The following is a 13,393-nucleotide window of genomic DNA, read 5'->3' as shown; positions in this document are numbered from 1 at the left end:
GGGGTCAGCTCCGCCGCGCGGCCTTCTCGTCGATGCCCGAGACGCCGAAGCGGCGTGCCAGCTCGCGCAACACATCCTCCGCGCTCAGGCCGTGGGCGGAGAGCATCACCAGGGTGTGGAACCAGAGATCGGCGGTTTCGTAGATAATCTGCTCCTTCTCGCCGTTCTTGGCGGCGATCACCGTCTCCACCGCCTCTTCGCCGATCTTCTGCACCATCTTGTCCGGCCGGGCGAGGAGCGAGGCGACATAGGAGGCCTCCGGTGCGGCCTGCTTGCGCGCCTCGATCACCTCGGTCAACTGCGCGAGGATGTTGGCGGCGGAGGGACGGTCGGGCATCACTCCACCGGCTCCTCGATGGTCTGCCAGCCGTCGTCGTGCCAGGCGCGGTAGAAGCAGCTCGGGCGGTTGGTGTGGCAGGCAGGGCCCGTCTGGTGGACATCGAGCAGCAGCGTGTCCCCGTCGCAGTCGAGCAGGATGCGTTCCAGCCGCTGCAGGTGGCCGGAGCGCTCCCCCTTCTTCCACAGGCGGCCGCGTGAACGCGACCAGTAGTGGGCGTAGCCGGTGGCCACGGTCTGCTGCAGCGACTCGGCGTTCATCCAGGCCAGCATCAGCACCCGGCCGGTGGCAACATCCCGGGCGATCGCCGGCACCAGCCCTGCCTCGTTGAAACGCACGGCCTCCAGCAGGTCGCGCACGGGGGAAGCCGGTGGTGTCACGCCAGCCGGGCCAGGGCGCGCGCGGCGGCGGCGATGGTGGCGTCGATGTCGTCGTCGCTGTGGGCGGCGGAGACGAAGAGCGCCTCGTACTGCGACGGCGCCAGGTAGATGCCTTCGTCGAGCATGGCATTGAAATAGCGGCCGAAGCGGTCGAGGTCGCAGAAGTCGCCCACATCGCTGCCGCAGCCGATGGCGTCACGCTCGGTGAAGAAGAGGGTGAACATCGAGCCGCACCGGTTGGCGATCGCCGGCACCCCGGCCTTGCGGCAGCCATCGAGCAGCCCGGCGACCAGTCGGGCGCTCTTCTCCTCCAGCGCCTCATAGAAGCCGGGCCGGCGCAGGCGGATCAGGGTCTCGATGCCGGCGCGCATGGCCAGCGGATTGCCGGAGAGGGTGCCGGCCTGATAGACCGGGCCGTCGGGGGCGACGCGGCGCATGATCTCCTCGCGGCCGCCGTAGGCGCCGACCGGCAGGCCGCCGCCGATGATCTTGCCCAGGCAGGTGAGATCGGGGGTGATGCCGAAGCGCTGCTGCGCGCCGCCGGGCGCTACGCGAAAGCCGCTCATCACCTCGTCGAAGATGAGCAGCGCCCCGTGGGTGTCGCACAGCCCGCGCAGCCCGGCGAGGAAGCCGGTGGAGTAGAGGTCGAGCACGCCGGTGTTGCCCGGCACCGGCTCGACGATGATCGCGGCGATCTCATCCGGGTTGTCGTGGAAGAGCGTCTCGACCGCATCGAGGTCGTTGAACGGCGCGGTCAGGGTGAGCCGGGCGTAGTCGGCCGGTACGCCGGCGGAGTCGGGCTCGCCGAAGGTGGCGGCACCCGAGCCCGCCTTGACCAGAAAGCCGTCGCCGTGGCCGTGGTAGCCGCCGTCGAACTTGATGAACTTGTCGCGGCCGGTGAAGCCGCGGGCCAGCCTGAGCGCGCTCATCGTCGCCTCGGTGCCCGAGTTGACGAAGCGCACCACCTCGATCGACGGCACCATCTCCACCACCAGCTCGGCCAGCTCGATCTCCAGCTCGCACGGCGCGCCGAAGCTCATGCCGGCGGCGGCGCTCTGCTGCACGGCGGCGACCACCTCCGGGTGGGCGTGGCCGAGGATCATCGGCCCCCACGAGCCGACATAATCGATGTATTCGGTGCCGTCGACATCGCGGATGCGGCTGCCGGCGGCCGAGGCGATGAAGCGCGGCGTGCCGCCGACCGATTTGAAGGCGCGTACCGGCGAGTTGACGCCGCCGGGCAGCAGCCGGCTGGCGCGGGCGTAGTCGGATCGGGAACGGGTGGTGTCGGTCATGTGGTGGTGTCGCTCCGGTTCAAAGATGTTCCCACCGCAAAACGTCCGTCCATGGACTTTTTGGCTTCACGGCGATCGAAGAGCGCGGTCTTCGATCCCCTTACAAAACCGTCTCTTGCATGCGCAGGCTCCGGTTTTGCGCGGTCGTCCATGGCCGCGATGCCGGCTTCTTGCGAAGCCGTCAAAGGTGCTCGGGGGTGGACTGGCTCAGTAGTTGGATACCCAACTGTCGGTGATGTGGTGCTTGCGCGCCAGCATGCGGCGGAACTCCTGCGCCTTCTGCTTGCTGGCGAAGCCGGGGATGCGTACCCGGAAGTAGCGTCGCCCCCGGACCAGCACCTGCTTGCTCTCGGCATGGATGTCCAGCCTGGCCATCTGGCGGATCTGACGCTGCGCCGACGCCTCGGTGGAGTGTGAGGTGAGGTTGACGAACCAGCCTCCCTTCCGCGCCCGCGGGGCGGGGGCCTTCCTCCTGGCGGGGGGCGCTGCGCGCTTGCGGTGCGCCACGGGGCGGCGCGGGGCGGCGGCGGGTTGCGCGGTCAGCCGGGTGCGCAGCCGTCCGATCTGCTCCCTCATATCGGCGACGAGCCGCTCCATCCGGGCGATGCGGCCGTCGAGCGCCTCGATGCGTCCGGCCACATCCTCCCCGCCCATGGCGCCGGAGGCGGCCAGCTGGGTGGCCAGTTTGGTCAGCCTCGTATCGAGCGCGCCGGTGCGCTTCTCCAGCGCGTCGATCTTCGCCGCATCCAGGGCCGGGGCGCCCGTCGCCGGCGCGGCGGGCAGTGCGGCCACGTCGGCCTTGGCGCTGTAGCCCAACCACAGCCCTCCGAGGCTGGCGACCAACGCGACCGCCCCGGCGATCAAGGCAATCATGTTCGATTTCATCGATTCCTCCTCGGACTCATCATCGGCCGGGGGGGCGATCTGCTCCCCGCCCGTCTCCTCGGGCAGAAGCGGTTCCTCTTCTTCCTCCTCATTCCCGGGGGAGGGGGGGGCCTCTTCCACCGGTGGCGGTTCCGCCGACGGCGCGGGTGCCGCCTCCATCTGCTCCAGTGCGACGCTTTCGGCGAACGCCGTATCGGGGCCGGTGCTCTCCTCCTCCTCTTCATTGTCGAGGAGGAGCTCGTCGAACTCCTCCAGCTCTTCCAGGGCGTCGTCGGCTTCATCGGCCGGGATCTCTTCCGCCGGTTCGTCGTCGGGGATGTCGATGTCGGGGGCTTCGTCGTCGTCGAAGAGGGCCGTTCCATCCGGCTCGGCCTCGACTGCCGGCGGAGGCTCCTCCTCCGGCATCCCCTCCGGCGCGGCGCCATCTTCCTCCATCGCCTCCGCCGGCGCTGCCCCCCCGCCATCCGGTGGGGGCTTGGCGCGCTCCTGCGCCGCCTCCCCATCCCCCGGGGGCTGCTCCGGCGGCCGATCCCCGGTGGGTCCGGGCTCTGCGGCCGGTGCGGCGGCGGGGTCCGGTTCCGCCGGATCGATCTCCTCCGGCAGGTCGTCGATCAGATCGGCGTCGGGATCTCCGTCGAAGAGGTCGTCGAAGTCGCTGAAGTCGTGTTCGTCCGTCGGTTTGCGTTCGTCCATGCTTCTCCCCGGCGGCGCGGACGCCGCGGGGCGAGGCTACCGATCAGATTCCCCCTCCGCCAAGAAAACGGTCCAGCCGCTCGTGCTCCTTGCGCATATCCTCGTGGAGTCTGCGTGCCCGTTCGTCCTCTTCGCCGGGGTGGAGCCCGTCGACGCGGGCGTTGAGGTCGTCGATCATCTTCAGCACATGTTTGAGCGCCTCGGCCACCGGATCGGGCAGCAGATGGTGGTCGAGGTTGATCTTGCCGTCGACGATCATCGACTCGGTGGTGCCGACCACCGTCCCCGGGATGCCGACCACGGTGGAGTGGGGGGGGACGTCGCGCAGCACCACCGAGTTGGCTCCGATGCGCGACTCGTCCCCGATGGTGATGGCGCCGAGGATCTTGGCGCCGGCGCCGACCACCACGCCGTTGCCCAGGGTGGGGTGGCGCTTCTCCTTGCGCCAGGTGGTTCCCCCCAGGGTGACACCGTGGTAGAGGGTGACATCGTCTCCGATCTCGGTGGTCTCGCCGATCACCACCCCCATGCCGTGGTCGATGAAGAAGCGGCGGCCGATGGTTGCGCCGGGGTGGATCTCGATGCCGGTGGCCCAGCGGGCCAGATGCATGAGGAAGCGGGCCGCCCAGTGCCAGCCGTGTCGCCACAACCGGTGGGCGACGCGATAGCACCAGATGGCGTGCAGGCCGGGATAGCTGGTGACCACCTCCCACCAGGTGCGGGCGGCGGGATCGCGGTCGAAGGCGGTGGCGATGTCCTCGCGGATGGCCTCGATCATGGGACGACGACGGGATGGGCTCAGCCGGCGGGAAGACGCTCCAGCGCACGCTGCGGGGCGCAGAAGCTCCAGCTGGCCGGCTGCTCGAGGCGGCGCTGAATCCATGCCTGTACCGTCCCCGCGTCGGTGGCACGGATCCGCCGCGACCACTCCAGCGGATCGACCACCTCCTCCTCGTTGAAGCGGGCGGAGAGGGCCATCATCTGGCCGTCAACCGAGTCCATGGCCATGCGCAGCTGCACCTCCATCTGCCGCTTGGCCCGGGCGAGCGCCTCCGGGTCGATCCGTTCGGCGAAGCGGGAGAGGGCGTCGCGGATCACCTGCAGGCAGCGGTCCATCAACTCCGGCTCGGTGCCGCAGCTGATGCTCCAGATCCCCTGATGCTGGTAGGTGGAGAGGTGGGAGCCGACGCTGTAGGCGAGCCCACGCTTCTCGCGTACCTCGCGGAAGAGCAGCGAGCTCATCCCGCCGCCCAGCATCTGGTTGGCCAGCCATGCCTGCGGCCGTTCCTCGGATGCGACCGGAATGCCGGGAAAGGAGGCGATGATGTGGGCCTGCTCGATCTCCCGCGGCAACAGGTTCCAGCGGCCACCGGCCATGGGGCGGTCGTTGCGCGCCTCCTGCGCCCCGCCGCCGGGCCAGCGGCGGGCGGCGACGGCGTCGCACAACCGCTGGTGGTCGATGCGGCCGGCGGCCATCACCTGCAGCCGGGGCGGGCGGTAGCGCGCCTCGAGGAAGGCGCGCAGCGTGGTGTGGTCGAAGCCGTTCAGCGTCTCGTGGCTGCCCAGCGTCGGCCGTCCCAGCCCGTGGTCGGGGAAGATCGCCCCCATGTGGCGCTCGAAGGCCCATTCGTCGGGGTTGTCGTCGACCATGGCCATCTCGGAGAAGATCACCTCGCGTTCGCGCTGCCACTCCTCCTGCGGCAGGGCCGGTTCGAGCAGCATGTCCATCAGGATTTCCAGGGCTTCCGGCCAGTCCTCGTGCAGGACGCGGATGTGGAAGCAGGTGCGCTCGCGCGAGGTGAAGGCGTTGGCCGTACCCCCGAGCAGGTCGAGCCGTTCGGAGAGCTGATCGACCGACAGCCTCGCCGTCCCCTTGAACAGCATGTGTTCCAGCGCGTGGGCGATGCCGCTCTGCTCCGGGGTCTCGTCGCGGCTGCCGGTGTCGACCATCAGCCCCAGCGCCACCGACTGGGTCTGCTCCATCGGCCGCGACAGCACCCGCGGGCCGCCGGGGATCTGCGTCTCGTGGTAGCGGCGTCCCGGGCGCCGTCCGGCCTCAGTCGTCAAGCAGCGCCTTGATCGACAGCCGGATGCGGCCGTTGCGGTCGACCTCGAGTACCTTGACCCGCACCTCCTGTCCTTCGGTGAGTTCATCGCTCACCCTGGTGACCCGGTGGTTGGCGATCTGCGAGATGTGGACCAGCCCGTCGGTGTTGCCGGCGATGCGGACGAACGCGCCGAAATCCATGATCCGCACCACCTTGCCGGTGTAGACCTTCCCCTCCTCCACCTCGGAGACGATCTCCTCGATCCGCGATCGGGCCAGTTCGGCGGCGTCGGAGCTGGAGGCGAAGATCTTGACCGTACCGTCGTCCTCGACGTCGATCTTGGCACCGGTCTCATCGACCAGCCCCTTAATCACCTTCCCGCCGGGGCCGATTACATCCCGGATCTTCTCCGGCTTGATCTTCATGGTGAACATGCGCGGTGCGTGGTCGGCCACGCCATCGCGCGGCTTGCCGATGCAGCGTTCCATGATGTCGAGGATCTGCAACCGGCCCGCCCTGGCCTGGACCAGCGCCTGCTCCATGATCTCACGGGTCAGCCCGCCGATCTTGATGTCGAGCTGGAAGGTGGTGATGCCGTCGCGGGTGCCGGCCACCTTGAAGTCCATGTCGCCAAGGTGGTCCTCGTCGCCGAGGATGTCGGTCAGCACGGCATGTCCGTCCGGCTCGAGGATCAGCCCCATGGCCACGCCGGAGACCGGCTTTTTCAGCGGCACGCCGGCGTCCATCAGGGCCAGCGAGGTGCCGCAGACCGATGCCATCGACGAGGAGCCGTTGGATTCGGTGATCTCACAGACCGAGCGGATCGAGTAGGGGAACTCCTCTTCCGAGGGCAGCATCGCCTCGATGCCGCGCCTGGCCAGCCGGCCGTGGCCGATTTCGCGTCGCCCCGGGGGGCCGATGCGGCGGGTTTCGCCCACCGCGTAGGGGGGGAAGTTGTAGTGGAGCATGAAGCGCTGTTTGCTCACCCCCTCGAGCGATTCGATCAGCTGCTTGTCCGATTCGGTACCAAGGGTGATGGTGACGAGCGCCTGGGTTTCGCCACGGGTGAAGAGCGCCGAGCCGTGGGTGCGCGGCAGGATGCCGACCTGGCAGTCGATCGGGCGGATCTCGTCGGTCCGGCGGCCGTCGATGCGCGGCTGGCCGGCGATGATCGCCCGGCGCACCACCCGACGTTCGATCTCCTTGACCGCCTGCGCCACGTCGTTCTCCCGGTACGGGCCGGGCTGCTCCTCGCTGCCGGCGAAGCGCGCTTTGGCGGCGGTGCGGATTTCCTCCAGCCGGCCGGCGCGCTGCTGCTTGTCGCGGATGGTGTAGGCGGTGCGGATCTCCTCTTCGACGGCCTCGGCGACCGCCGCTCCGGCCGCTTCGTCCTCGCCGGCCAGCTCGACCTCCATCGGCGGCTTGCCCACCTGGCGGGCCAGCGCCTCGATGGCGTCGAGCACCGGCTGGTAGCCCTGCTGGCCGAAGAGGACCGCATCGAGCATCTGCTGCTCGGAGAGCTCGTGCGCCTCCGACTCGACCATCAACACCGCGTCGCGGGTGCCGGCGACGACCAGATCGAGCTTGGAGTGCTCCATCTGACCGTAGGTGGGGTTGAGGACGAACTCGCCGTCGATCAGGCCGACGCGCGCGGCGGCGATCGGCCCCTGGAACGGAATGCCGGAGACGGCCAGCGCCGCCGAGGCGCCGTTGATGGCGACGACGTCGGGGTTGTGGTACTCGTCGGCCGAGACGACCGTGGCGATCACCTGCGTTTCGTGGAAGTACCCCTTGGGGAAGAGGGGGCGGAGGGGACGGTCGATCAGCCGGCTGGTCAGGGTCTCCTTCTCGCTCGGGCGCCCTTCGCGCTTGAAGAATCCGCCGAGGAACCGGCCGGCGGCGTAGATGCGTTCTTGATAGTGGACGGTCAGCGGGGTGAAGTCGACCCCCTGCAGCGGTTGGCGGGCAGCGGTGGCGGCGACCAACACCACCACGTCGGCGACCCGGATCAGCACCGCGCCGTCGGCCTGGCGGGCGATGCGCCCGCTCTCCAGGGTGAGCGTCTGGTCGCCGACGCTGGCGGTTACGGTTTTGGTATCGAACATCTCTTTCTCTTTCTCTTTCTTCTCTTTTTTGGTTGTGTCGGTCAGGTCACAAAATCCGCGGGCGTACGTGCTGCGATCGGCCCCCGGAGGGTGCGTCTCTTGGCCTGGAGAACCCTGTGCGTGCACCGCCTCTGGTGCGTCGGGTCGATGGTTGCAGCGGCCTTCACCGGGTGGGAACGGGATCGAACGGCGTGGGATGGCGGATCGACGGGGTATGGAACGCAACGAGGCGATCCGGAGCGGATCGCCTCGCGGCGGGAACGGCGGGTCAGTGGCGCAGCCCCAGACGTTCGATGAGTCTGCGGTAACGGTCGAAGTCTTTGTTGCGCAGATACTTGAGCAGGTTTCTGCGCCGGCCGACCATCTTGAGCAGCCCGCGTCGGGAGTGGTGATCCTTGTGGTGGGTTTTGAAGTGCTCGGTCAGCCCATTGATGCGTGCGGTCAGCAGCGCCACCTGCACCTCGGGGGAGCCGGTGTCCCCCTCCTTGGTTGCGAACTTCGCGATGATCTCGTTCTTCTCTTCCGTTGCCAGTGCCATAGTCGATTTAGATCGCAAGAAGTCCGTCCGTGGACTTTTTGCTCTACGATGAATCGAAGAGCGCGGTCTTCGATCCCCTTGCAAATCCGTCGGTTGCGTCTGCAACCTCCGGATTTGGGCGACCCTCCATGGTCGCGATGATGGTTTCTTGCGGAACCATCATTGCTTCCGTTGTTCTCTGTTCCGTTCCTGATGGAAATGATCGGATCGCAAAACGTCCGTCCGTGGACCTGACGTCCGGGCGGCGGTCGAAGAGCGCGGTCTTCGACCCCCTTGCCGTCCCGTCGGCTGCCGCATGCAACCTCCGGACGTGCGCCGTCCGTAGCCTATGCCGGCCCCGCCGCCGGGGCGGCGAAATGTAGCGCTGTTCTGGCCTATTGCAAACGCAGTTCCGGCGGCAGTGGGGCGGCCCGGCGCAGCAGCGCGAGGAAGCGGGCGTGGTTCCATTGCGCCCCGGGATCCCATTTGCGCCCGGGGGCGATGTCGCGGTGGCCGACGATCGACTCCTCGTCGATGGTGGGATAGCGGTCGATGATGGTGCGGCAGAGGGCGGCGGCGCTGTGGTATTGCGCTTCGGTGAAGGGGGTGGTCTCGTCCCCGATCAGCTCGATGCCGATGGAGAAGTCGTTGCACCGCTCCCGCCCCCGCCAGCAGGAGACGCCGGCGTGCCAGGCGCGTTCGGCCAGCGGCACGAACTGGTGGATGTCGCCGGCGCGGTCGATCAGGCAGTGGGCCGAGACGCGCAGCTCCTCCAGCTCGGCGCGGAGTGGTGCCAGGCGCGGATCGCGTGCGCAGTCGAGCCTGCCGAGAAACAGCGCGCGCGGCCCGTCGAGCGCGAAGCAGCCGGGCGGCAGCGAGATGGCGTGCAGCACGATGAGCGAGATCGGCGAGCCGTCGGGGCGGGCGTCTGCGTGGGGCGAGCGGTGGAGGAACAGCCGCACGGTAGTGGCCGGCGCGCAGGCGGCGGCGGGGTCAGTCGCCGCGGCGGATCACCTCGATCAGCTCGGCCACGGTGGGGATGTGGCCGTCGGCGTAGAGGGGGTCTTCCGCGAAGCGATAGCCGGAGTGGCCGCAGAACATCAGGTTGCGGTCGGGATCCCCGCCGTGGATGATGTTCTGCAGGGTGAGTTGGATGCAGAAGCTGCGCGGGTCGGCCTTGTGACCGGTGGTGCCGCGTTCGTTGCAGGCCCAGTTGCTGAACTTGCACTGCGACAGGCAGCCCATGCAGTCGAGCTGATCCTTGCGGATGGCCTGCGCCTGTTGCGGGGTGACGAAGATCAGCGTGGAGTCGGGGGTGGTCAGCGCCTTGCTGAACCCCTCCTTCTGCCAGATGGCGATGCGCTGCGCATCGTGTTCGGTGACGTAGACGGTGCGATGGCGCACGCCGAAGACGAACGGGGTCCGCAGATCGCCCGCGGGGTGGTCGACGTAGGAGACCTCATGTTCCAGCCGCTCCTCCAGCTCGCGCAGGAAGCTGTTGCGCACCGCCGAGGAGTAGAAGCCGGTGGGTGAGAAGCGGTTGAGCACGATGTCGCCCTTCTTGAGTGTACGCAGCTTCTCCTTCCAGCGATCGGGGATCGGGCTCTCCTTGGTGAGCAGCGGCCGGGTGCCGAACTGGAAGGCGATCGGCCCCAGCTCGGGGTTGTCGATCCAGTCGACCCATTCGCGCAGGCACCAGACGCCGCCGGCCATGATGATCGGGGTGCGCTGCAGGCCGAACTCGTTCATCGTCCGGCGCAGCAGCGCCACGCGGTCGTAGGGCGGCTCCGGCTGCTGGGGATCCTCCGAGTTGGACAGGCCGTTGTGGCCGCCGGCCAGCCATGGATCCTCATAGACCACGCCGCCGAGCCACTCCGGCACCTTGCGGTAGGAGCGCAGCCAGAGGGCGCGGAAAGCGCGTGCCGAGGAGACGATCGGGTAATACCAGACGCGGTACTCCGCGGCCAGCGGGGCCAGCTTGAACGGCATGCCGGCGCCGCAGGTGACGCCATGGACCAGACCGCGCGCCCCTTCCAGCACGCCGCGCAACACCCGTTCGGATGCGGCCATCTCCCATAGGACGTTCATATGGATGCGGCCGTTGCCGCCGGCGATGTCGTGGGCGATCTTCGCCTGGCTGATGCCGCCGGCGATGGAGTATTCGATCAGCTCCTCATGGCGGGCCATACGGCTCTTACCGCGGTAGACCAGCGGGATGTACTCGCCGTTGTCGTCGTAGCGGTCGGCATTGACCGCGGAGAAGGTCCCCACCCCGCCGGCACGCGCCCAGGCCCCGGAGGAACGGCCGCTGGAGGCGCCAACCCCCTTGCCGCCCTCGATCAGCGGCAGTACCTCCTTGCCGGAGATCTCCATCGTCGGCAGGTGGAAACTCATGAGCCCGCTCCCGGGGCGGCACCCTCGACCGGATACACATCTCCTCCCGATGCACTGGGGTAATGGTGATGACGGTCTCTGTGGAGTCCGTCATCGCGGCGGTGACAGGCGATGGAACGGCACCCTGCGATGCGATCCGCCATACGGCGCGGGTGCGAACCGGCCGCGAACCCGCCGCAAACCGGGCGTCGATGCTAGAAATGGTCCACGCGGGCGGCAACTAACGCAGCCGCCTGGGACGGCGACCGCGCAGGTCGATGATGCGGGAGGGACGGCCACTGCCGGTGGGGCCGGGCAGGAGGCGGATGGCCGCCCGGTGCAGCCGCCGGGCCTGGTGCCGGTCGATCATGGCGGGAGGGCGCCCTCTGCGGTTGAGGCTGGAGGAGAAGAGCAGGCCGCCGGCGCGGCCGAGCAGGGCGAGGGTGGGCGGATCGTCGGCCCGGCGCAGAGCGATGGCGCCGCGCCATGCCGCGCCGACCGGGGTGCGGCCGCCGGCAGGCAGCAGCAGCGTGGCGTCGGCCGGTGGATGGTGGAGCCAGCGGCGGGCCGTGCGGCGGCGCCAGGCGATCCATCGGCGCAGGCGGATGCGGGCGCGCAGGCTGCCGTCGTGGAGCAGCAGGAACGGCCCCGGGCGTTGCTTGAAGCGGCGCAGGCGGGCCAGGGCGCGCGGGTGGCCGGGCAGGGCGGCGATCCCCGGCAGGGTGGCGGTCTGGTGGGCGAGCAGGCCGCCCCGGCGCAGCCAGTTCGCGGCGGCGAGAAGGCGCATTCGGGGCGTGGGGCCGGCGCTGCCGGCCCGGCCTCGGGCGTCAGTCGGCGAGGATCGCCTCCGCCGCCTTTCGCCGCATCCGCCGATAGCGCTCGGCCAGCTCGTCGTCGTGCAGCGCCAGGATCTGCAGCGCCAGCAGGGCGGCGTTGCGCGCGCCGTTGATGGCCACGGTGGCCACCGGCATCCCCGGCGGCATCATCACCGTGGAGAGCAGCGCATCCTCGCCGCGCAGGCTGCCGGAGGCGATCGGCAGGCCGATCACCGGCTTGATGGTGTGGGCGGCGACCACGCCGGCCAGATGGGCGGCCATGCCGGCGGCGCAGATGAACAGCTGACACCCCTCCTCTTCGGCCGCGCGCACGGCGGCGACCGTCTCCTCCGGGGTGCGGTGGGCGGAGCGGACCAGCAGGCGGCAGGGGACGCCGAAGTCGCGCAACACCGCTTGGGCCTGCTCGACCACCGGCAGGTCGCTTTTGCTGCCGGTCAGGATCAATACCTTGATGGCGGCGTTGCTCATGTTGATGCCTGATTCCATCGCAAAAAGTCCGTCCGTGGATTTTTTGCTTGACGGGGATCGAAGGGCGCGGTCTTCGATTCCCTTACAAATCCGTCGGTTGCATGCGCAACCTCCGGGTTTGCGCGGCCCCCCTGGCCGCGGATGACGGCTTCGCAAGAAGCCGTCATGCCTGCTGTTCCCGGGCGACGGCGCGCCAGCCGATGTCGCGCCGGTAGATGCCGCCGGGCCAGCGCAGCTCCTTGAGCGCCGCGTAGGCCTTCTGTTGCGCCGCGGCGATGGTCGGGGCGGTGGTGGTGACCCCCAGCACCCGGCCGCCGCTATTGACCAACCGCCCCTGGGCGTCACGCGCGGTGCCGGCGTGGAAGACCACCGCGCCTGTGCGCTCCACCGCGTCGAGCCCGGCGATCTCTTCGCCTTTGCGGTAGCTGCCCGGATAGCCGTCGGAGGCGACGACGACGCAGAGGGCGGCATCCGCACGCCACCGCGGCGGTTCGGCCTCGGCCAACCGCCCTTCGGCCGCGGCGAGCAGCAGCCTGGCCAGATCCCCCTCCATGCGGCACATCAACGCCTGGCACTCCGGATCGCCGAAGCGGACGTTGAACTCCAGCACCTTGAGCCCGTCATCGGTGACCATGACGCCGACGAAGAGCACGCCGATGAAGTCGATGCCGCGTCGGGCGAGCGCGGCCAGCAGTGGGGTGACGATGGTCACTTCCGCCTCGGCCAGCAGTGCGTCGGGGATGCAGGGGGCGGGTGAATAGGCGCCCATGCCGCCGGTGTTCGGCCCGGTGTCGCCATCGCCCAGCCGTTTGTGGTCCTGGCTGGAGGCGAGCGGGATGACTGTTTCGCCGCTGATGATGAAGAAGAGCGACGCCTCCTCACCCTGCAGACACTCCTCGATCACCACCTCCCGGCCGGCGTCGCCGAAGCGCGCCTCGGTCAGCATGGCGCGCGCCGCCTCCAGCGCGGTGGCCTCATTCTCGGCGACCACCACACCCTTGCCGGCGGCCAGGCCTGAGGCCTTGACCACGATCGGCGCGCCCCATTCGCGGATGGTCTGCTCGGCCTGGGCCATCGAGGTGGTGGTGACGAAACGCGCCGTCGGCACGCCCGCCTCGGTCATCAACGCCTTGGCGAAGGCCTTGCTGCCCTCCAGTTGCGCGGCGGCGGCGTCTGGCCCGAAGACCGGGATGCCGGCCTCACGCAGCCGGTCGGCGATGCCGGCGACCAGCGGCGCCTCGGGGCCGACCACCACCAGGTCGACCTGTTCCGCGCGGGCGGCCTCGACCAGCGTGTCGATGGCGCCGGCCTCGATCGGCAGGCAGCGGGCGATGGAGGCGATGCCGGCGTTGCCCGGCGCGCAGAGCACCTCGGAGACCGAGGGACAGCGGGCAAGGCGCCAGCAGAGTGCATGTTCGCGGCCGCCGCCGCCGATGACCAATACTTTGATTGTGGA

Annotated in this window: 13 protein-coding genes; all 13 read right to left on the bottom strand. The window is 69.2% G+C overall.

Going from position 1 to position 13,393, the window contains the following annotated elements:
• Positions 1–4 precede the first annotated feature (4 nt).
• The 13 genes from D6682_02305 to purD all read right to left on the bottom strand — a co-directional run bounded on the left by D6682_02305 (position 5) and on the right by purD (position 13,387).
• Positions 5–337: a phosphoribosyl-ATP diphosphatase gene (locus D6682_02305; protein RMH52307.1), complete on the bottom strand. Its 333-nt coding sequence runs from the start codon at positions 335–337 to the stop codon at positions 5–7.
• On the bottom strand, positions 337–687 hold the full coding sequence (gene hisI, locus D6682_02300) for a phosphoribosyl-AMP cyclohydrolase (protein RMH52319.1): 351 nt from the start codon (positions 685–687) through the stop codon (positions 337–339). Before hisI ends, D6682_02305 begins: the two co-directional genes overlap by 1 nt.
• Before the next feature lie 26 nt (positions 688–713).
• Positions 714–2,012 (bottom strand): glutamate-1-semialdehyde-2,1-aminomutase, encoded by a 1,299-nt coding sequence (gene hemL, locus D6682_02295; GenBank protein RMH52306.1) that lies wholly within the window; start codon positions 2,010–2,012, stop codon positions 714–716.
• 207 nt (positions 2,013–2,219) lie between these two features.
• On the bottom strand, positions 2,220–3,590 hold the full coding sequence (locus tag D6682_02290) for an SPOR domain-containing protein (GenBank protein RMH52305.1): 1,371 nt from the start codon (positions 3,588–3,590) through the stop codon (positions 2,220–2,222).
• Between the two features lie 43 nt (positions 3,591–3,633).
• Positions 3,634–4,368 carry a serine O-acetyltransferase gene (cysE, locus tag D6682_02285; protein RMH52304.1) on the bottom strand — a complete coding sequence of 245 codons (735 nt, stop codon included), beginning with the start codon at positions 4,366–4,368 and terminating at the stop codon, positions 3,634–3,636.
• Between the two features lie 20 nt (positions 4,369–4,388).
• The gene (locus D6682_02280; protein RMH52303.1) at positions 4,389–5,744 is read right to left on the bottom strand and encodes an insulinase family protein; all 1,356 of its coding nucleotides are present in this window, start codon (positions 5,742–5,744) and stop codon (positions 4,389–4,391) included.
• A complete protein-coding gene (gene pnp / locus D6682_02275; protein RMH52302.1) occupies positions 5,647–7,743 on the bottom strand; it encodes a polyribonucleotide nucleotidyltransferase in 2,097 nt (698 codons plus the stop codon). The genes D6682_02280 and pnp overlap by 98 nt, the downstream gene beginning before the upstream one ends.
• Before the next feature lie 268 nt (positions 7,744–8,011).
• Positions 8,012–8,281 carry a 30S ribosomal protein S15 gene (locus D6682_02270; protein ID RMH52301.1) on the bottom strand — a complete coding sequence of 90 codons (270 nt, stop codon included), beginning with the start codon at positions 8,279–8,281 and terminating at the stop codon, positions 8,012–8,014.
• 374 nt (positions 8,282–8,655) lie between these two features.
• Positions 8,656–9,222 carry a 1,6-anhydro-N-acetylmuramyl-L-alanine amidase AmpD gene (gene ampD, locus D6682_02265; GenBank protein RMH52300.1) on the bottom strand — a complete coding sequence of 189 codons (567 nt, stop codon included), beginning with the start codon at positions 9,220–9,222 and terminating at the stop codon, positions 8,656–8,658.
• Positions 9,223–9,253: 31 nt separating this feature from the next.
• Positions 9,254–10,654, bottom strand: coding sequence for a nitronate monooxygenase (locus D6682_02260; protein ID RMH52299.1), 1,401 nt, complete (start codon positions 10,652–10,654; stop codon positions 9,254–9,256).
• 220 nt (positions 10,655–10,874) lie between these two features.
• Entirely contained in the window at positions 10,875–11,420 is a 546-nt protein-coding gene (locus D6682_02255) for a translation factor (protein ID RMH52298.1), read from the bottom strand.
• 40 nt (positions 11,421–11,460) lie between these two features.
• Positions 11,461–11,937 carry a 5-(carboxyamino)imidazole ribonucleotide mutase gene (gene purE, locus D6682_02250; protein RMH52318.1) on the bottom strand — a complete coding sequence of 159 codons (477 nt, stop codon included), beginning with the start codon at positions 11,935–11,937 and terminating at the stop codon, positions 11,461–11,463.
• Positions 11,938–12,100: 163 nt separating this feature from the next.
• A complete protein-coding gene (purD, locus tag D6682_02245) occupies positions 12,101–13,387 on the bottom strand; it encodes a phosphoribosylamine--glycine ligase (protein ID RMH52317.1) in 1,287 nt (428 codons plus the stop codon).
• Between the last annotated feature and the right edge of the window lie 6 nt (positions 13,388–13,393).

The sequence above is a fragment of the Zetaproteobacteria bacterium genome, assembly GCA_003696765.1.
Lineage (GTDB): Bacteria > Pseudomonadota > Zetaproteobacteria > Mariprofundales > J009 > RFFX01.
This window is presented reverse-complemented; position numbering and strand designations above follow the sequence as displayed.

Bases quoted from the DNA above. Each gene is read 5' to 3' on its own strand.
- D6682_02260 (RMH52299.1), bottom strand. From the start codon at position 10,654: ATGAGTTTCCACCTGCCGACGATGGAGATCTCCGGCAAGGAGGTACTG.
- D6682_02305 (RMH52307.1), bottom strand. From the start codon at position 337: ATGCCCGACCGTCCCTCCGCCGCCAACATCCTCGCGCAGTTGACCGAG.
- D6682_02290 (RMH52305.1), bottom strand. From the start codon at position 3,590: ATGGACGAACGCAAACCGACGGACGAACACGACTTCAGCGACTTCGAC.
- purE (RMH52318.1), bottom strand. From the start codon at position 11,937: ATGAGCAACGCCGCCATCAAGGTATTGATCCTGACCGGCAGCAAAAGC.
- cysE (RMH52304.1), bottom strand. From the start codon at position 4,368: ATGATCGAGGCCATCCGCGAGGACATCGCCACCGCCTTCGACCGCGAT.
- D6682_02270 (RMH52301.1), bottom strand. From the start codon at position 8,281: ATGGCACTGGCAACGGAAGAGAAGAACGAGATCATCGCGAAGTTCGCA.
- hemL (RMH52306.1), bottom strand. From the start codon at position 2,012: ATGACCGACACCACCCGTTCCCGATCCGACTACGCCCGCGCCAGCCGG.
- D6682_02255 (RMH52298.1), bottom strand. From the start codon at position 11,420: ATGCGCCTTCTCGCCGCCGCGAACTGGCTGCGCCGGGGCGGCCTGCTC.
- D6682_02280 (RMH52303.1), bottom strand. From the start codon at position 5,744: ATGAACTCACCGAAGGACAGGAGGTGCGGGTCAAGGTACTCGAGGTCG.
- pnp (RMH52302.1), bottom strand. From the start codon at position 7,743: ATGTTCGATACCAAAACCGTAACCGCCAGCGTCGGCGACCAGACGCTC.